The organism is Streptomyces sp. NPDC001816, from assembly GCF_042892235.1.
GTDB lineage: Bacteria > Actinomycetota > Actinomycetes > Streptomycetales > Streptomycetaceae > Streptomyces.
On sequence record NZ_JBIATY010000001.1, the window covers coordinates 622,587 to 640,122 of the forward strand.

Sequence of the window (17,536 nt, forward strand, 5' to 3'; positions counted from 1 at the left end):
GTCTAACCGCGACCGGAGGAGCCGCCGTGTCCGCTCAGATCGTTGAACCCGTCGACGAGACCCACCCAGTCGACGAGAAACTCCCCGCACTCAAGATGGCGACGAGCGGCCTGCAGCACGTTGCCGCCATGTACGCCGGAGTCGTCGCCCCGCCCCTGATCGTCGGCGCGGCCGTGGGCCTGACCGGCACCGAACTCACCTTTCTCACCGGCGCCTGCCTCTTCACCGCGGGCCTCGCCACCTTCCTGCAGACCCTCGGCATCTGGAAGGTCGGCGCCCGGCTGCCCTTCGTCAACGGCGTCACCTTCGCCGGGGTGGCGCCCATGACGGCGATCGTCGCCTCCCAGCACGACAAGTCCGACGCGCTGCCGGTCATCTTCGGCGCCGTGATCGTCGCAGGCCTCCTCGGCTTTCTCGCGGCCCCCTTCTTCAGCAAGGCGGTCCGCTTCTTCCCGCCGGTCGTCACCGGTACGGTCATCACCCTGATCGGCGTCTCCCTCCTGCCGGTCGCCTTCAACTGGGCCCAGGGCCCCGACCCCGCCGCGCACGACTACGGTTCGGCCACCAACCTCGGCCTGGCCGGCATCACCCTGCTGATCGTCCTGGCCCTGCGCCGCTTCACCCGGGGCTTCGTGAAGCAGATCGCGGTCCTGCTGGGCCTGATCGCGGGCACGCTGGTGGCGATACCCTTCGGGGTCACGGACTTCGGCCCGGTGGCGGACGCGGACGTGATCGGCTTCCCGACCCCGTTCCACTTCGGCGCACCGCAGTTCCAGGTCGCCGCGATCCTGTCGATGTGCGTGGTGATGGTGGTCTCGATGACCGAGTCCACGGCCGACATGCTGGCGCTCGGCGAGATCGTCGAACGCCCGGCGGACGAGCGGACCATCGCGGCCGGCCTGCGCGCCGACACCCTCGGCTCGGCCCTCAGCCCCCTCTTCAACGGCTTCATGTGCAGCGCCTTCGCGCAGAACATCGGGCTCGTCGCGATGACGAGGATCCGCAGCCGGTTCGTCGTCGCCACGGGCGGCGCCTTCCTGGTCCTGATGGGCCTGTGCCCGATGGCCGCCTCGCTGATCGCGGTCGTCCCGCGTCCCGTCCTCGGCGGAGCCGGCGTCGTCCTCTTCGGCTCGGTGGCGGCCAGCGGCATCCAGACCCTGGTCCGGGCCGGCCTGGAGAAGGACAACAACGTCCTGATCGTCGCGGTGTCCCTGGCGGTGGGCCTGATCCCCATCACCGCACCGGGCTTCTACCACGCCTTCCCGGAGACGGCGAGGATCGTCCTCGACTCGGGCATCTCGACGGGCTGCGTGGCCGCGGTCCTGCTGAACCTGGTCTTCAACCACCTGGGCAAGGGCCGTGACGCGCAGGACGTGACCCACCCGATGGAATCCGGGGAGGAACTCGCCCCGGCGCACTGACCCGGCACACCGATCCGGCACGGGGTACGGCGGAGGCCGCACCCCGTGCCGTCGTCTGGGGCAGGCCCCGGCGCCCCTCTCCTACGGCTTCAGCCAGGTCCCGGTGCCTACGCCGCAGGACCCGGCCACGCCATGAGGTTGGCCAGCAGTTCGGCCTGTTCGACGGCGTCGTCGAGGGCGTGGTGGGTGTGACGGCGGCGGGACAGCAGATGCCTCGGCATCGTGCCCTTGGCCACCGCCCGCAACGGCAGCCCCGCCTTGGTCGCGTACAGCGTCTTCATGTCGAGGCAGCCCGAGTGGCCGAAGGGGCTCTCGCCGGTGAAGCGGATCAGGTACCAGTACAGGAACGTCCAGTCGTACGACGCCGGATACCCGCACATCACCGGCTGCGCACCCGCGCTCACCTCGCGGACCCAGGAGCTGAACTCGGCGAGGGCCACGCCCGGTTCCGCGCCCTCGGTCTGCAGTCGCGCCCGGTCCAGGCCGCTGACCGCCAGTGCTTCGGGGACGAACTCGTCGGAGATGGGGCGGAGTTCCCGGTAGAAGGTCTGCTGCTCGGGGTCGGCCGGGCGGAAGCCGTCGGCGTCCTGGGTGCCGGCGACGGCCGCGCCCAGGCTCAGCATGGAGTACGGCCCCGGGATCGGGCCATCTGCTTCGATGTCGACGGAGATGTAGCGGCTGGGCTTGACGCGTCGTGCGGACATGGGACCGGAGCATGGCAGCAGGGGGCCTCCGTGCGCATCCGGATTCAGCCGCGGGGGACCGCCCGGCACGGGGACGTCGCGGGCAGGCGGCCGGTGACGTACGAGCGGGGTGGGACGCCCATCAGGGCGCGGAAGTCGGATGTCATGTGGGACTGGTCGTAGTAGCCGGTGGCGGCGGCGAGTTCGGACCAGGGGGCGGTCGTGGCGCGGTCGATGACCGTGCGGACGCGGTTGATGCGGGCGTAGTGCTTGGGGGAGACGCCGACCCCTTCTGTGAACAGGTTGCGCAACTGGCGTTCGCTGACGGCCAGTTCGCGGGCCACGTCACGGACCTGGGCCGGCGCCCGGTCGGTACGGACCGACAGCGCGTCGACCCCTGCCCGCAGGAGCGCCGTCCGGGCGGGGTCCGTTCCGGTGGACAGCAGCTCGGGCAGCGCCTCGGCGAGGTGCGGCACCGCCTCACCCGGATCCAGCCAGCGCACCTCGCGCGCGAGCCGGCGTGCCGCCCGGCCCGGCAGCCTGTCCAGCGGTACGACCCGGCCGGCCAGCTCGGCCGCCGGGACACCCAGCAGGGGACGGGCCGTGCCGGGCGCGAGGCGCAGCTCCACACAGGAGACATGGGTCTTGCCCTCGTAGTACCCGGCGCGCACCCGCGGTCCGACGGCCAGGATGTCGCGGTGTCCGTCCGGGGCCACGCGCAGCACCACCTTGGTGACCGCGTCGGGGAGGTGGACGAAGGCCTCGGCGGGCGGGCCGGTGACGGATACGGTCCGCACCCCCGTGATCCAGGGGCGCAGGGCCTCGGGTGTGGTCAGGGCCTGCTCGGCGGTCGCGTTCGGCACCCCTCCACCGTACGGGTGCCCGACCGCCTCGCGGGCGGGCCGATCGTGCCGGAATTTCCAAGAGACGGGCACCCCGTTCAGCCCACCGTGGACCTCATGATTCTGGTGACGGGTGCCACGGGCACCATCGGAAGTGACGTGGTACGACAGCTCGCGGCGGGCGGCGAGAAGGTGCGTGCGCTGACCCGCGACCCGGCGAGGGCCCGGGTGCCCGCCGGGGTGGAGGTGGTGCGCGGGGACTACCTCGAACCCGGCTCCCTGGACGGTGCGACGGCGGGGGTGACGGCCGTGTTCCTCCTCCGCCCCCCGGGTCCGGAGGAGGGACACGACCTGGCGCTGGTCGCTGCGGCACGGGCGGCGGGGGTGCGCAGGCTGGTGAAGCTCTCCGCCATCGGAACCGGCGATCCCGAGGTCGGCCCGGCCGGGCTGTGGCACGTTGCGGGAGAACGGGCGGTGCGGGAGAGCGGGACCGAGTGGACGGTCCTGCGGCCCTCGTCGTTCGCGTCCAACACGCTCAGCTGGGCGCAGGCGGTCGGGCGGGGCGAGCCGGTGCCGAACATGACCGGCGACGGGGAGTCGGGAGTGATCGACCCGCGGGACGTGGCCGAGGCTGCGGTGCGGGCGTTGCTCGACGACCGGCACGCGGGGCGGACGTACACGCTGACCGGGCCCGAGGCGATCAGCGTTCCCGGCCAGGCCGCCGTACTCGCCTCCGTCCTCGGCCGCCCGGTCGCCACCCGGGACCTCTCGCCGCACGAGACACGCGAACATCTGCTCACCGCCTGGGGTTTCGACGAGGCGCAGGCAGCAGGCGTCCTGACCGGCACTGCCTTCGTCCGCGGCGGGGGCAACGCGGTCGTCACCGAGGATGTGCCGCGGATACTGGGCAGGCCGGCCAGGACGTACCGGGAGTGGGCGCAGGACCACAAGGGGGCGTTCAGCAGGGAGTGACGGGGGAGTCGGCGCTCGGGCGCAGCACCCCCGCCGCCAGTGCCAGCGCCGCCACCGCGAATCCCGTAGCCACGCGGAACGCCAGCCGGTATCCCTCCGCCGTGGCCGGGATCAGCTCCGCGCCCTGGCCGAGCAGGGTGTCGGTGCGGCTCGCGGCCAGCGTGGTCAGGGCCGCCAGACCCAGCGAACCACCCACCACCTGCGTGGTGTTGAACAGCCCGGACGCCAGTCCCGCGTCCTCGTCCCGGGTCCCGGACATCGCAAGACCGGTCAGCGCGGGCATCGCCGCCGCGAACCCGGCGGACAGCAACAGCAGCGGCGGCAGTACGTCGACGGCGTACGAGCCGTCGGCGGGGGCACGGCCCAGCAGGGCCATTCCGGCGGTGATCAGCACCAGCCCGGCCAGCAGCACCCGGTGGCCGCCGAAACGGGCCACGGTCCGGGCCGACAGACCCAGCATCAGCAGGCCGATGGCGACCGGGGCCGGAAGGAAGGAGGTTCCGGTCGCCAACTCGCCGTAGCCGAGGACGCGTTGCAGATACAGCGCGCCGATGAACTGGAAGCCGTACATGGTGCCGATCATCAGCACCTGGACCGCGTTCGCGCCGGTCAGCAGACGGGAGCGGAACAGGCGCAGGCGCAGGAGGGGGCGGGTCGCCCGGGCCTGGCGCACGGTGAACGCCGTGAACAGGGCGAGCGCCAGGACCGCCAGGAGCAGGGTGGCGGTCAGGGAGCGGGTTCCGGCGCCGACGATGACGTACACCGTGAGCATCAGCGCACCCGTGACCAGCCCGGCCCCCGGATAGTCGGCACCCCTGCCGAGTCCGGCGCCGCGGTCGGGGGCGAGGACGCGCACGGCCGCCAGCGAGGCGGCCGCGCCGATCGGCAGGTTGATCAGGAAGATCCAGTGCCAGTTCAGGGCCTGGGTGAGGGCGCCGCCGAGAAAGGTGCCGAGCGCCCCGCCCGCCGCGCCGACCGCGCTGAACACCGCGATGGCACGCGCCTGTTCCCGCGGCTCCGGGAAGAGGGCGACCAGCATGCCCAGGACCACGGCCGAGGCCATCGCCCCGCCGACGCCCTGCAGCGCCCGGGCCACGATCAGCACGCCCTGCCCGGTCGCCGTCCCGCACAGCACCGAGGCCGCGGTGAACACGGCGAGCCCCGAGGTGAACATCCGCTTGCGGCCCACCAGGTCACCCATTCGGCCCACCAGCAGAAGCAGTCCGCCGAAGGCGATCAGGTACGCGTTGACGACCCAGGCGAGGCCCGGACCGCTGAAACCCAGGTCGCTCTGGATGGCGGGCATCGCCACGGTGACGATGTTGCCGTCCAGGATCGTCATCAGCGTGCCCGCGCACAGAACTGCGAGGGACGTCCAGCGGGAGTACGTTCGTGAAGGTGCCACCGTTGCCGGTGACGGGCTGTTCTCGATCGCGGCTGACATGGCTCCCCGTTCTTCATGTGCACCTTGGTGCACGACTTGTAACGGGGTACATCGTGGGTGACCATGGAGGCCGACGTAAGGAGGCAGTCCGATGTCCCAGAGGAACACCGGTGTTACCGTCCAGGCGGTGAACGCGCAGGCGTGCCCCGTCCGCGAAGTTCTTGACAGGGTGGCCGGCAAGTGGAGCGTGCAGATCCTCGTCGCCGCCGCCCAGGGGCCCATCCGCTTCACGGAGTTGGAGCGCGGTATCGAGGGAATCAGCCGCCGCATGCTCACACTGACCCTGCGCAACCTGGAGCGCGACGGCCTGGTGACCCGCACCGTGCATCCGACGGTGCCGCCGAAGGTGGAGTACGAACTCACCCCGGTCGCCCTTGAGCTGCACGAGACGCTGCAGCGGCTGACCGGCTGGGCCGAGGACAACAGGGTGTACATCGCCGAGGCGCGGGCCGCCTACGACGCCGAGCACCAGCCGGAGTTGCTCGACGCGTAGGCCCTGGGCGGCTAGAGACCGAAGAGGCTCAGGTCCGCGGCCAGCTCCTTGAACACCGCGTCGGGGTCGGCGATCAGCCTGCGCTCCTTGAGGTCCAGCAGGCCGCCCACCGCGATGATTTCGGCCGCCACCGTGCCGTCCGTCTTGCGGACCTCCTGCCGGATCCGGAAGGTCTTGCCGCCGCTCCACTCGAACTCGCAGGTCACGTCCACCTCGTCACCGGCGAGCAGCTCGCGTTTGTAGCGAATCGTCGTCTCCAGCGCCACCGGGCCGACGCCCCGGCCGACGAGCCCTGCCTGGGTGATCCCGGCGGCCTGGAGCAGCGACCAGCGGGCGTGCTCCGCGTAGTTGATGTACACCGCCTGGTTGAGGTGCCCCTGCACATCGGTCTCGTAGCCGCGGACGGTCACACGGACGGAAAACGGTTCGGCCACTGGCTTGCCCTTCGCGCGTTCGAATCTACGGTCGACCGATCTTGGCACGCCGCTCACACCCGGCGCGGGGAGGCCAGCAGATAGCGCACCCGCGTACGTGGCTCGGTGTACTCGCCGGCCTGCCAGCCCGTCCGCTCCAGCGTGGCCGCGCACGCCCGCAGCATCTCCTCGTCCGGCGCGTACACGGCGACCGCCTCCGGCTGCGGCGTCGCCCGCACCCGGTAGCCCTCGCCGTCCGGCCCCGCCGGCCGGTGCCCGGCCGCCTCCAGGGCGAGCGCGGCGGCCCGCACCAGATGCGTCCGCTCCCAGCCGCAGGGGCGGTCCGCCGCACCGCCCGGGTTGGTCATCCGACGCAGCTCCAGCAGCCCCTGCCAGGCGCTGTGGACCTCCCGCACCCGGGCCGCACCGGACGCGGGCGCCTCCTCCTCACCGCCGACGCGCGCCGCGAAGACACCAGCGGAGGGTATGGGCTCCTCCGGGGCGGCCTCGGGCACTTCCTCGCGTATGCGGTGGCCCGCGGGGGTGAGGAAGTGATCGTGCGGCGGACGCGGGTGCCGGAAGGCGAGCCCCCGCTTCACCAGCGCCGCCAGCTGCGCCTCCGTCCCGCGCAGCCGCCCGGTGACCGCGTCGGCACCCTCGATCACCCGCCGCTGCGCAGCGGTCGGCGGTCGCGTCACGGTGTCCTCCCTCCGGTGCGTCAGCATCCTGGAACCGCCAGGTGAGCGGCCCATTCGAAGCGTACGACCGGGGTCTGACAATGGGCTGGGGCTGGGGCTGGGGCTGGGGCTGGTCCGGGTCCGCGTGGGTCGGTACGTGGGACCGGGACGGATGAGGGGTGGGGCTGGTCCGGGCCTGTGGGCGGGTCGGTGTGTGCGCCGGGAGCGAGGACGGGTGGGGCCGGTCGGGTCGGTGCGTGCGACCGGGACGGATGACGGGTGGGGCCGGTCCTGGGTCGGCGGGTGGATCAGTCGTGCGGGCGTACGTTCCAGCCCGCCACCACCGGACGCCCGTGTTCCGTGCCGAGGCGGCACAGTGTGCCTGTCGCCAGTTGGAAGAGGGCCCCGTGCTGGGGGCGCAGGCCGAGGCGGCGGGCGGTGAGGACGCGCAGGAAGTGGCCGTGGGCGACCAGGACGACGGCCCCGTCGGTGTCGGCGAGCGCGGCGTCCACCTTGCCCAGCATCCGGTCGGCGCGCTCCCCGACCTGCTCCACACTCTCCCCGGGGTGCTCGGGCGGGCCCGGCGCGACGCCGTCCGTGAACAGGAACCAGCCGGGGCGGGTGCGCTGGATCTCCACGGTGGTGATGCCCTCGTACCCGCCGTAGTCCCATTCGCGCAGGTCGGCGTCGACCCGGGCGTCGTGGATGCCGATCAGTTCGGCGGTCTCCCGGGCCCGCTGCAGGGGGCTGACGAAGGCGGCACCGATGCGCTGCGAGCGGATCAGCGGCACCAACTGCTGCGCCTCCTCGCGCCCGTGCTCGGTGAGGGGTACGTCGGTCCAGCCGGTGTGCCGTCCGGACCGCGACCACTCGGTCTCACCGTGCCGGACGAGAAAGAGGTCACCCACGTCAGCGCCCTTCCCGCTCGCTTCCCAGCACCGTGTCACACGCCCGTGGCGACCCGCAGGACGGACTGGGCCAGACGGGCCGCCGCGCTCAGTTCCCCGGCGGCGCGTGGTGCGGTGGCGCCAGGGACAGGGTCTCGCCGCAGGCGTCGATCACGGTGGTCTTCCGGTGCCGGTCCAGGACCGGGACGACGGTGCGGTCGGAGTCGTGGGGAGCCCAGAGCACCGCCTCGCCCTGCCGCACGCACCAGTCGCCGGCACCCTTCGTGCCGCGGGGCGTGTAGTGCACGTCGACGGTGACCGTCGCCTTCGCGGTCAGCGGGATGGAGGCGGGGTGCCCGTGCCCGGCGCCGTCGATGCTCTCCGCCTTCCCGTTGTGGATCTCGATGCCCGGGTAGCCGTTGAACGCACAGGTGTCCGGGCCCTTGTTGACGGCCGTCAGCCGCGCCTCGCCCCGGCTGCCGCCCTTCTCCTTGCCGAGCAGGACCAGCGTCCACTTCAGGGACGAGGTCCGGCAGTTGCTCAGTTTTGCGTCGTCGTGCGTTTCGATGGTGGTGGTCGTGCCGCAGGCCGTCAGGGCCAGTCCGGCCGTGAGGACGGCCAGGCCGCCGGTCAGACGAGTCGTGGCTCGCATGGTTCCCCCTGAACCTCTGGGTGGGTGAGTGGTCAAGTGCCGGGGTAGACCAGCGTGTTCTCCGTGCCGAGAGCCTTGGCGCCGGTGTCGGCGTACAGGGTCGTCTCGCCGTCGGACCAGCGGACGATCAGGTCGTCACCGGTGCGGTTGGCGGTGTAGTCGCCCGCCGTCATGACCAGGTCGTGCTTCCACAGGGCGTTCGGGCCGCGCAGGCGCGACTCGGGGCCCAGTCCCGCGGCCGAGGTGCCCGCATAGGTGTCGAGTTCACCGTCCGCCCAGCGTACGAGAACGTCCCAGGTGGCCTTGCCGCTGAAGTTCCCGCTGGTGAGCAGAGTGGCGTTCCTCCAGGTGCCGTTCGGTGCCAGCAGGCGCTTCTCGGTGCCGAAGCCGCCGGCGCCGACGGAGGTGTAGAGGGTCAGTTCGCCGTCGGTCCAGCGGACCAGCAGATCGCCTGCGCGCGTGCCGCGGTGGAACCGCCCGGCCGAGATCTGGGCGGCGTTCTTCCAGACCGAGCCGGGCTTCGCCAGCCGGACCTCCCGGCCCAGGCCCGAGGAGCTGACGTCCGGGTAGAGGGTGACCTCCCCGTCGGACCAGCGCACCAGCAGGTCGGACAGAGCGCTGCCCGCGAAGTCCCCGCCGGTGATCGTCCGGGCGTGCGTCCAGGTGGAGTTGGCCGGCCGCAGCCGCTTCTCGGGCCGGAACCCGCCCTTGCCGTCACCGGGATACAGCGTGGTCCCGCCGTCCGACCAGACCACGACCAGGTCGCTGCGGTGATCGCCCGTGTAGTCACCGGAGGCGGTCAGCCTGGCGCGCTGCCACCGGCGCGCTCCGCCCGGGAGCTTGGCCTCGATCCCCTTGTACGGGGGCAGGTCGGACGGCGGGTCCTGCCCCGCGACGGCGTGGGCGAGGAGGTTGGCGGCGTCGGCGCCGAACGCCGGGGCGTAGCTGATGTAGTCGACGTTCGCGTCGTTGCCGCCGCCGTTGTAGCCACCGAGGTTGCCGATGACGTGACCGCTGGTGGCGTCGTCCTTGTAGTCGGTGATCCAGGGGCTGCCGGAGACACCGCCGTAGTAGCCGCCGCAGGTCATGGACATCTGCCGGTACCCGGGGAGTTGCTTCGTCGGCACCGTGCACTTGACGGCGCGTCCGGCGCCGTTGTGCGCGTGCGACGGGTACCCGACCACCGTGACGCCCCGGTGCGTGTAGCCGGACGGCCGGGTGAAGGTCAGCCCGCCGCCCACGGCGTCCTGGAGCTGCTTGCCCTGCTGGTTCGCCGAGACGCGGGCGAATGCGGTGTCCAGGTCGGACCAGGGCTTCTTGGTGGTCGTCGAGCCGTGGTCGGGGACGTAGCGCGGGTCGATGTAGATGTGCTGGATGTGGAAGATGCCGTAGGGCTGCCGGTCGGGGCCCGCTCCCTTGACGAACTTGGGGACGAAGATGTAGTCGCTCTTCATGCTCAGCCCGCAGTGGGCCGCGGTGAGCACGATGTTCTTCGACGCGGTGGCGATCACACTGCCGGTGCAGTGCCAGGCGGTGCCGCTCGGTCCGCCGGAGCCGAAGAACGTGCCCACGAGCCGGGTCCCTCCGAACGTGGTGCCCGTGGGCCGGGCTGCCGCCGCCGCACCGGGCCTGCCGGACGCGGACGGCGCCGACCGGACCGACCGGACCTCGTCCAGCGGCCGGGCGCCCGCCATGCGCCCTGCGGTCCAGAACCGGGCGGCTTCCTGGGCTTCTTTTCCTGAGTCCGTTTTTCCTGTGTCCGCTCCTGTGTCCGCCTTCCCGGGCGGGGTCGGAGACGGCGGGGTCGGAGACGGTGGGGTCGCAGACGGTGAAGGCGATGCGGCCTGCGCGGCGGCCGGAGCCGCGAGTGCGAGTATCGCCACGGACAGGACGCTGACGACCGTCCTGCCCCTTCGGTACGACGACAAGTAGGTTCCCCCTGGTTCACGAAAGCCGGACCAGGGGGACGAGTGGTCGCCGCTGCGACGCTGGTCAGGCGTACGCACGCGGACGGCTTCGCCGCGAACTTCGGTGGATCCCCCCGGTCGTGCCGCCGCCGGATGACGACGGGAACCAGGCGATCTTCGCATACAACAGTGCGAAGCCCCCTGTCGGTGATCACCGACAGGGGGCAGCAGCCTGGGACTGCCTCAGCTCACCGTCTCTGTTCCGCGTACTCCTTGAACTGCTCCAGATCGCTGCGGACGAGCCGCTCGATCGCGGTCGCCTGGGCAAAGCCCTTCGGCCCGCCGAACGTGGCCCGGACGGTGTCGGGGTCGTACTCCAGCCGGGCCTGGACCCGGGTGTGGCCCCGGTCGATCTGCTGCAGCGAGAAGGAACCTCTCAGCTCCGGGGAGCCCGTGGTGCGCCACTCCATCACGCGTTCCCCCTTACGGTCGGACAGCTCGGCGTCGAGCTCCCGGGTCCCGCCGCCCGCCTCGACGTTCAGATGCGTACGGCCTCCTCCCTCCGTATGGGCGTCGCGCACGCCGGCCACGAAGCGTGAGTAGTCCTCCACCCGGTGGAGGCTGTCCCAGGCCCTGTCGATCGTCACCCCGACATCTACGTGCTCTTCCAGGGTGCTCATGGCTCACCTCCAGGGTTGGATCATGCCCCGTACCTTCTGCTTCCAGTGTGCGCCCGGCACGGGATCGCGCACCGTCACTGCCGGTAGCCGCTCAGGAACCGTCCGATCCGCCCGATCGCCGCCTCCAGGTCCTCCGCGTGGGGCAGGGTGAGGATGCGGAAGTGATCGGGGCTCGGCCAGTTGAAGCCGGTGCCCTGGACCACCTGGATCTTCTCCCGCAGCAGCAGGTCCAGGACGAACTTCTCGTCGTCGTGGATCTTGTGGACCTTCGGGTCCAGGCGCGGGAAGGCGTACAGCGCGCCCTTCGGCTTCACGCAGGACACGCCCGGGATCTCGTTGAGCTTCTCCCAGGCCACGTTCCGCTGCTCGTACAACCGCCCGCCCGGAGCGGCGAGTTCGCGGATGGACTGGCGGCCGCCGAGCGCGGCCTGGATGGCGTACTGGGCGGGCGCGTTGGCGCACAGACGCATGGAGGCCAGCATGGTCAGGCCCTCCAGGTAGTCCTTCGCGTGCTGCCTGGGGCCCGTCACCACCAGCCAGCCGGAGCGGAAACCCGCCACCCGGTACGTCTTCGACAGACCGCAGAAGGTGAGGACGACCAGGTCGGGGGCGAGGGCGGCGGCCGAGTGGTGGACGGCGTCGTCGTAGAGGATCTGGTCGTAGATCTCGTCGGCGAAGACCATCAGGCCGTGCCGGCGGGCCAGGTCGAGGATGCCCTCCACGACCTCCTTCGGGTACACCGCGCCCGTCGGGTTGTTCGGGTTGATGATGACCACGGCCTTGGTGCGGTCGGTGATCTTCGACGCCATGTCGGCCAGATCCGGGTTCCAGTCGGCCTGCTCGTCGCACAGGTAGTGGACCGCCTTGCCGCCGGCCAGGGTTGTCACCGCCGTCCAGAGCGGGAAGTCCGGCGCGGGGATGAGGATCTCGTCGCCGTCCTCGACCAGCGCCTGTACAGCCATGGACACCAGCTCCGAGACGCCGTTGCCCAGGAACACGTCGTCGACGCCGACCTCCAGGCCGAGGGTCTGGTAGCGCTGGGCGACCGCCCGGCGGGCCGAGAGGATGCCGCGCGAGTCCGTGTAGCCGTGCGCCTGGGGCAGCATCCGGATCATGTCCTGGAGGATCTCCTCCGGCGCCTCGAACCCGAACGCCGCGGGGTTGCCGGTGTTCAGGCGCAGCACGCTGTGGCCCGCCTTCTCCAGCGCGTTGGCGTGCTCTATCACCGGGCCGCGGATCTCGTAACAGACCTCGCTGAGCTTGTTCGACTGCCGGAACTCCATGCGCCCCTCCGGAAACTCGTGTTGCTTGGTTTTACCAAGTAGGAGCTTGGAAAGTCCAACGACATGTCTAGACTGCGGGTCATGTCACCTCGCCGAAGCTACGACCAGTACTGCTCCGCAGCCCGCGCGCTCGACCTCGTCGGCGACCGCTGGACCCTGCTGATCGTCCGGGAACTGCTCGCCGGCCCCCGCCGCTACACGGACCTGCACGCGGACCTGCCCGGCGTGAGCACGGACGTACTCGCCTCACGGCTGAAGGACATGGAACGCGACGGGCTCACCAGCCGACGGCGACTCCCGCCACCGGGTGCGGCGTACGTGTACGAACTCACCCTCCGTGGAAGACAGTTGCTGCCTGTCCTGCAGGCGCTCGGGGAGTGGGGGCAGGGCGAGCTGGGAGACCGGCGGCCGACGGACGCCGTGCGCGCCCACTGGTTCGCGCTGCCCCTGCTGCGGGCCCTTGAAGGCGAAGAGGCTCTCGTCGAAGTCCGCCTGGACGAGGGAGACTTCCATCTGCGCGTCGGCGCCGAGGAGGGGCCGGTGTACGGCGACGGGCCCGCGCCCCGCGAGGCGGACGCGCGGCTTCAGCTGGACGCCGAGACCTGCGCGGCCGTCGCCGGAGGCGAGTTGAGGCTGCTGGACGCCGTCCGGGCCGGCCGGGTGACGGTGACCGGCGAGGGCACGCTGGCCAAGGCCCTGCGGGAGGCGTGAAACGGGGCTGCCGGCTTGGGCCGAGGGCACGGGTCGGCGGCGCACGGGTCGGCGGCGTGGGGGCCGGCAGCCAGCTGCGCTCCGGCAGTCGGCGGCGCTCCGGCAGCTGGCCGCGCTGTGGCGGCGCGCCTCCCTCGGGTAGTTGGCTGCGTTCTGGCGGCTGGTCATCCTCGGGCAGCTGGCTGCGTTCTGGCGGTTGGTTGCGTTCCGGTGGTCGGTGGCGCTCTGGCAGCTTGCTGCGCTGTGGCGGCTGGCCGTCCTCGGGTAGTTGGCTGCGCTCGGGCGGTTGGTTGCGCTCCGGCAGCGCGCCACCCTCTGCAGCGCGCCACCTTCGAGCAGCTCGCTGCACTCTGGGAGCCGACTGCACTCTGGGAGCCGACTGCGCTCGGGCGGTCGGCCGCGCTCGGGCGGTCGGCCGCGTTCCGGCATTCGGCGCGGTTCCGGCAGGTCGCCACCCGCTGGCAGCGCGCCACCTTCCAGCAGCTCGCTGCGCTCTGGGAGCTGGCCTCGCTCTGGCAGTCCGCCACCCTGCGGCAGTCCGCCACCTTCCGGCAGCCGGCCGTGCTCCGGCAGTCCGCCACCCTCCGGCAGTCCGCCACCCTCCGGCAGTCCGCCACCCTCCGGCAGTCCGCCACCCTCCGGCAGTCGGCCGCCCTCCGGCAGTCAGCCGCCCTCCGGCAGTCCGCCGCCCTCCGGCAGTCCGCCGTGCGACGGCGGGTCGGGCGGCGGGCGCGCGTGCGCCGTGCCGTCGGCTGCCCCCGGGCCGCGGCTCTTCGGCCGACCGAGTCGGGCGGGCGGCTGGGAAAGCTGAAGGCCCGCCGACAGGCGAGCCTTCAGCTACGTCACCGTCAGACGCTCGGCGGCACCCGGGACGGTCGTCCCGAGCCGCGGGTGAGGGCGTATCCGCCGATGCCCGCGAGCGCGGCGAGCAGCCCGCCCACCGCGGTCCACACCCAGCGGTCGGACCACCAGCCGGAGGACCAGCCGTCGTCGGGCTCGAGGCTCGACAGGACGGCTGCCTTCGAGTCGTCCTCCTTCGCCTGGGACTTGACGGCCACGCCCGGCACGAGCGGCTCGGCCAGCGAGCCGTCCACGGCCGCCGCGCCGCCGATGTCCTTGGAGTCGACGCGCACCTCGGCGCTCACCGGCTGACCCAGGTCGGAGGACCCGAGGTTCACCACGGTCAGCCGGACGTAGTACGTGCCCGGCAGCGGGTCGTTGGCCCATGCCTCCGACCAGGCGCGCACCGTGCGCAGCACACAGGCCAGCTCGACCGAGGACGCCCCCTGCGCGGCGGTGCGGGTCGCCGCACCGTACTGGCAGGACTGGCGGCGCCGCAGACCGTCGTACACGTCGATCTGCCAGGTCTGCGCCCCGTGCGTCTCGGGCAGCTTCACGGTCGCCTTGACGGTCGGGCGCTGCCCGGCGTCCGCGGGGAACGACCAGTACAGGTAGTCGCCGGTGGAAGCGGACGCGGTGGCCTGCTGCCCCTGCTCGATCTCGGTCGCCGTACGGAACGACGTACCCGCCTGGGTGGGCGCCTTGCCGTCGTCCGTGGGACTCGACGAAGACGCTGTCGGGGAGGAGTCGGCGGCCGCAGGTCCGGCGGCCAGCCCCAGCGCCAGCAGCGCGGCGCTCAGTACTCGCGTGATACGCATCAGTTCGTCCTCCAGACCGCGACCCGCCAGCGCGACAGCCAGCCCCACAGCAGACCGGCGATGAACCCGGCCAGTACCAGCGCGCCGAGCAGCCACCAGCCGCGCCCGAGGCCGAAGGAGGCCACGTCGCTCGCCTTGCTCGGACCGTCCACGACGTCGACGGTCAGCTCCAGCGGCAGACCCGGGGAGGTCTTGACGCCCGCGGCGGCCGAGAAGGAGTTGGTGACCTGGAGGCACACGGTCTCGGCGGTGTCGGTGGCGGTGTCGTCGTCGCTCTCCGGCTTCGGATAGCGCAGACCGGTCGAGATCACGTCCGTACGGCCGGTGCCCGCGGCCTCACCGCGCACGATCTCCCGGTCGTGTACGGTCACCGCCCGCAGCAGCACCCCGTAGTTCGGGTCGACGGCCCGGTCGTCCGCCACGCTCACCGAGGCGCGCAGCTCCTGGCCGGGGTTGACGTCCACCTTGTACCAGCGCTGCTGACCGAACTCCGCACGGTCGGTGTACAGCCCGGACTTGAGCGACGGCGCCTTCGCGCACTCGTTCGCGCCCTCGGTCGCCACCGGCGTCACCACCGGATCGGCGGCCCGGTCGACCAACTGCCCGACCCGGTCGCTGAGTTCTTCCTTGTGCCGCACATCGGTGTACGTGCCGCCGGTCGCGTCCGCGATGCAGCTGAGCTGGTCGCGGGTCTTGGCGTCCGGCACCAGGCCGAGGGTGTCGATGGTCAGCCCGATGCCCTTGGCGGCGATCTCGCGCGCCACCTCGCACGGGTCGAGCGGCTGGCAGGTGTCCTCGCCGTCGCTGATCAGGACGATACGGCGGGTGCCGTCACCGCCGTCGAGGTCGGCGGCCGCCTTCTGCAGCGCGGGGCCGATCGGCGTCCATCCGGTCGGCGCCAGCGTGGCCACCGCGGTCTTCGCCTCGGTCCGGTCCAGCGGCCCGACCGGGTAGAGCTGCGCGGTGTCCTTGCAGCCGGTTATGCGGTCGTTGCCGCGGTAGTTGGCGCCCAGCGTGCGGATGCCGAGCTGGACCTCCTTCGGCGTCGCGTCGAGCACCTCGTTGAACGCCTGCTTCGCGGCGGACATCCGGGAGCCGCCGTCGATGTCCCGCGTCCGCATGGAACCGCTGACGTCCAGTACGAGTTCGACCTTCGGAGCGGCCTGTTCCGTCTCGTCGGCCACAGCCGTGGACGGGACGGCGAGCCCGGCCGTCAGGGCGGCGAGCAGAGCGCAGACGCCTGCCGCCAGCCGTTGTCTTCTGATCATCGGCGGATCCTATTGATCAGAGGCGCCGGGCTCCAAAACGAGCGGGTTCGGCAGCGAGGTCCACTGGTCGCCCGGGGTGTCCGGGGACAGCCGCATCAGCGTCAACGCCTTCGTGGGCAACGGGCCTTCGCGCAGGGCCGCCAGGTCGGGGGTCCGGGGCAGGTCCGGCAGGGCGGCCGCCAGAGCCGCGCCCAGGGCGGACCCCGAGCCCGCCGTGCCGGCGAGCGCGCCCGCCACCAGCGAGCCGAACAGCTTACGGCGCAGGGTCGTCACGTCGTCCGTGATCAGCCGGCCCGTCAGCGGCGGCGCGGCGATGCCGTGATCGGCCAGACGGGCCGGACTGATCCGGATGTCGGCGAGGTCGCGGTAGATGAGACGGAGCGGCGAGTTGTCGGCGCCGAGGACCACAAGCAGATTCTGCCCGTGGGCCTCCAGCGCCACCCCGAGGTCCAACAGGCGCAGACCCACCGTGAGGGCCAGGCGGGCGAACTCGGCCAGCCAGGCCGGGCAGTCCGGAAGGGCGGTGGTGGGCAGCGCCGCCACCGGTACCACCCGCTCGCCCGGGCCCGCATACATCTCCGGCGACTCCCGCAGCAGCGCGGCCAGATCGGGAGAGTGGGCCGTCGCCGCGCCCAGGGTGCGGGTCATGTGCAGCAGCCCGTCCGTGCGCGCGGCGACATCCGTGGCGAGGGCCGACAGGACCGCGGCCGCCCCGACGGAGTACGTGGAGATGTCCCGCACCGAGGAGGTCAGCCGGGCGCTCAGCGCGGTCTTCACATGCGGGCCGCCGGGCAGCGCGAGCGTGCGCAGGGACATCAGCGGATGCGCGGGACGCCAGCAGTCGTACGACCGCTTGAGCACATGGGCCGCCTGCCAGGGGTGCACCGGCAGCAACAGGCGCTCCCCGTCCCGCAGTTCCTCCGGCCAGTCCCCGGACACCAGGCACTCGGCGGCCGGTACGGCGATCGTGCCGAGACCGACCACCGGCCGGTGCTCCGGACCGTACGCCAGCTGGTCCGCCACCGAGAAACCCGGCCGGGAACGGCAGTTGGGGTGGAACGGATGCCCGTCCACCACCCGCTGCTCCCACTCCCAGTCCCGCTCGGGCCACTCCTTCGGATGATCCGCACCGGCCCGGGACAGCGCCAACGAGGCCACACTGTGCCCGAGCTCCACCGCGAAGCCCGCAGCGTGCGGCACTGCGAGGTCGCTCATCAGGCGCGCCGGATCGTCGTACCGCTCCCGGTCCAGACGGACGGCGGTGACGTACGCGCCGGTCGCGTACGGGTCCGCGTGCGGGCCGTGCAGGGTCCGCCCGTCGGCCAGCCGCAGAGCCAGACTGTGCGCCCCTCGGACCCGCCCGGTGACCCACGGCAGCGGCTCATGCGCGAGCCCCCGCCACAGCCGCGTCAGCACCGCCGCCCGGGCACCCGGCAGCTCGGCCCTGTACCGAGGCAGGACGCCGGGCCGGACGACGGCCAGCTCCTCGGCGACGTCGGCCTCGGCGGTGGGGGAGAGATACACGGGGGCTCCTCGGGTACGGGC

17 protein-coding genes are annotated in these 17,536 nt (G+C 72.2%); 4 read left to right on the plus strand and 13 right to left on the minus strand.

Annotated elements, in window-relative coordinates; genetic code table 11:
* Positions 1-26: 26 nt before the first annotated feature.
* Entirely contained in the window at positions 27-1,421 is a 1,395-nt protein-coding gene (locus ACFYZZ_RS02810) for a nucleobase:cation symporter-2 family protein (RefSeq protein ID WP_389170650.1), read from the plus strand.
* Positions 1,422-1,528: 107 nt separating this feature from the next.
* Here the strand turns inward: ACFYZZ_RS02810 and ACFYZZ_RS02815 are convergent, their stop codons facing one another.
* Positions 1,529-2,125 (minus strand): 3'-5' exoribonuclease domain-containing protein, encoded by a 597-nt coding sequence (locus ACFYZZ_RS02815; RefSeq protein WP_389170653.1) that lies wholly within the window; start codon positions 2,123-2,125, stop codon positions 1,529-1,531.
* Between the two features lie 44 nt (positions 2,126-2,169).
* A complete protein-coding gene (locus ACFYZZ_RS02820) occupies positions 2,170-2,967 on the minus strand; it encodes a helix-turn-helix domain-containing protein (protein WP_389170656.1) in 798 nt (265 codons plus the stop codon).
* Positions 2,968-3,063: 96 nt separating this feature from the next.
* On the opposite strand from ACFYZZ_RS02820, the gene ACFYZZ_RS02825 reads away from it, so the two are divergent.
* Positions 3,064-3,918: an NAD(P)H-binding protein gene (locus ACFYZZ_RS02825; protein ID WP_389170659.1), complete on the plus strand. Its 855-nt coding sequence runs from the start codon at positions 3,064-3,066 to the stop codon at positions 3,916-3,918.
* On the opposite strand, the gene ACFYZZ_RS02830 is transcribed toward ACFYZZ_RS02825, so the two are convergent.
* Positions 3,905-5,362 (minus strand): MFS transporter, encoded by a 1,458-nt coding sequence (locus ACFYZZ_RS02830; RefSeq protein ID WP_389170661.1) that lies wholly within the window; start codon positions 5,360-5,362, stop codon positions 3,905-3,907. The genes ACFYZZ_RS02825 and ACFYZZ_RS02830 overlap by 14 nt on opposite strands.
* A gap of 91 nt (positions 5,363-5,453) precedes the next feature.
* Between ACFYZZ_RS02830 and ACFYZZ_RS02835 the strand changes: the two genes are divergently transcribed.
* On the plus strand, positions 5,454-5,855 hold the full coding sequence (locus ACFYZZ_RS02835; RefSeq protein ID WP_386576291.1) for a winged helix-turn-helix transcriptional regulator: 402 nt from the start codon (positions 5,454-5,456) through the stop codon (positions 5,853-5,855).
* Between the two features lie 11 nt (positions 5,856-5,866).
* Here ACFYZZ_RS02835 and ACFYZZ_RS02840 read toward each other — a convergent pair whose 3' ends face one another.
* The 7 genes from ACFYZZ_RS02840 to ACFYZZ_RS02870 all read right to left on the minus strand — a co-directional run bounded on the left by ACFYZZ_RS02840 (position 5,867) and on the right by ACFYZZ_RS02870 (position 12,354).
* Positions 5,867-6,289: an acyl-CoA thioesterase gene (locus ACFYZZ_RS02840; protein ID WP_389170664.1), complete on the minus strand. Its 423-nt coding sequence runs from the start codon at positions 6,287-6,289 to the stop codon at positions 5,867-5,869.
* A 53-nt stretch (positions 6,290-6,342) separates the two neighbouring features.
* The gene (locus ACFYZZ_RS02845) at positions 6,343-6,966 is read right to left on the minus strand and encodes a hypothetical protein (protein ID WP_389170667.1); all 624 of its coding nucleotides are present in this window, start codon (positions 6,964-6,966) and stop codon (positions 6,343-6,345) included.
* Between the two features lie 287 nt (positions 6,967-7,253).
* Complete coding sequence (locus tag ACFYZZ_RS02850) at positions 7,254-7,853, minus strand: histidine phosphatase family protein (protein ID WP_389170670.1); 600 nt, start codon at positions 7,851-7,853, stop codon at positions 7,254-7,256.
* A gap of 88 nt (positions 7,854-7,941) precedes the next feature.
* Positions 7,942-8,484, minus strand: a complete 543-nt coding sequence (locus tag ACFYZZ_RS02855) for a DUF4232 domain-containing protein (protein WP_389170672.1) — start codon at positions 8,482-8,484, stop codon at positions 7,942-7,944.
* A gap of 32 nt (positions 8,485-8,516) precedes the next feature.
* Complete coding sequence (locus tag ACFYZZ_RS02860) at positions 8,517-10,178, minus strand: trypsin-like serine peptidase (RefSeq protein ID WP_389170675.1); 1,662 nt, start codon at positions 10,176-10,178, stop codon at positions 8,517-8,519.
* A gap of 461 nt (positions 10,179-10,639) precedes the next feature.
* On the minus strand, positions 10,640-11,071 hold the full coding sequence (locus tag ACFYZZ_RS02865) for an SRPBCC family protein (protein WP_389170677.1): 432 nt from the start codon (positions 11,069-11,071) through the stop codon (positions 10,640-10,642).
* A gap of 74 nt (positions 11,072-11,145) precedes the next feature.
* Entirely contained in the window at positions 11,146-12,354 is a 1,209-nt protein-coding gene (locus ACFYZZ_RS02870) for a pyridoxal phosphate-dependent aminotransferase (protein WP_389170680.1), read from the minus strand.
* 81 nt (positions 12,355-12,435) lie between these two features.
* Between ACFYZZ_RS02870 and ACFYZZ_RS02875 the strand changes: the two genes are divergently transcribed.
* Positions 12,436-13,065 carry a winged helix-turn-helix transcriptional regulator gene (locus ACFYZZ_RS02875; RefSeq protein WP_389170683.1) on the plus strand — a complete coding sequence of 210 codons (630 nt, stop codon included), beginning with the start codon at positions 12,436-12,438 and terminating at the stop codon, positions 13,063-13,065.
* Between the two features lie 848 nt (positions 13,066-13,913).
* Here the strand turns inward: ACFYZZ_RS02875 and ACFYZZ_RS02880 are convergent.
* Genes ACFYZZ_RS02880 through ACFYZZ_RS02890 form a run of 3 tightly spaced genes read right to left on the minus strand, consistent with a single transcriptional unit; the run spans position 13,914 to position 17,515 of the window.
* Complete coding sequence (locus ACFYZZ_RS02880; RefSeq protein WP_389170686.1) at positions 13,914-14,723, minus strand: hypothetical protein; 810 nt, start codon at positions 14,721-14,723, stop codon at positions 13,914-13,916.
* Entirely contained in the window at positions 14,723-15,991 is a 1,269-nt protein-coding gene (locus ACFYZZ_RS02885) for a VWA domain-containing protein (protein ID WP_389170687.1), read from the minus strand. The genes ACFYZZ_RS02880 and ACFYZZ_RS02885 overlap by 1 nt, the downstream gene beginning before the upstream one ends.
* A 9-nt stretch (positions 15,992-16,000) precedes the next feature.
* A complete protein-coding gene (locus ACFYZZ_RS02890; protein ID WP_389170690.1) occupies positions 16,001-17,515 on the minus strand; it encodes an IucA/IucC family protein in 1,515 nt (504 codons plus the stop codon).
* Positions 17,516-17,536: the final 21 nt, after the last annotated feature.

Coding starts and splice junctions, on each gene's coding strand:
- ACFYZZ_RS02815 (WP_389170653.1), bottom strand. CDS start 2,125: ATGTCCGCACGACGCGTCAAGCCCAGCCGCTACATCTCCGTCGACATC.
- ACFYZZ_RS02825 (WP_389170659.1), top strand. CDS start 3,064: ATGATTCTGGTGACGGGTGCCACGGGCACCATCGGAAGTGACGTGGTA.
- ACFYZZ_RS02830 (WP_389170661.1), bottom strand. CDS start 5,362: ATGTCAGCCGCGATCGAGAACAGCCCGTCACCGGCAACGGTGGCACCT.
- ACFYZZ_RS02835 (WP_386576291.1), top strand. CDS start 5,454: ATGTCCCAGAGGAACACCGGTGTTACCGTCCAGGCGGTGAACGCGCAG.
- ACFYZZ_RS02855 (WP_389170672.1), bottom strand. CDS start 8,484: ATGCGAGCCACGACTCGTCTGACCGGCGGCCTGGCCGTCCTCACGGCC.
- ACFYZZ_RS02860 (WP_389170675.1), bottom strand. CDS start 10,178: ATGGCGGGCGCCCGGCCGCTGGACGAGGTCCGGTCGGTCCGGTCGGCG.
- ACFYZZ_RS02865 (WP_389170677.1), bottom strand. CDS start 11,071: ATGAGCACCCTGGAAGAGCACGTAGATGTCGGGGTGACGATCGACAGG.
- ACFYZZ_RS02870 (WP_389170680.1), bottom strand. CDS start 12,354: ATGGAGTTCCGGCAGTCGAACAAGCTCAGCGAGGTCTGTTACGAGATC.
- ACFYZZ_RS02875 (WP_389170683.1), top strand. CDS start 12,436: ATGTCACCTCGCCGAAGCTACGACCAGTACTGCTCCGCAGCCCGCGCG.
- ACFYZZ_RS02880 (WP_389170686.1), bottom strand. CDS start 14,723: ATGCGTATCACGCGAGTACTGAGCGCCGCGCTGCTGGCGCTGGGGCTG.
- ACFYZZ_RS02885 (WP_389170687.1), bottom strand. CDS start 15,991: ATGATCAGAAGACAACGGCTGGCGGCAGGCGTCTGCGCTCTGCTCGCC.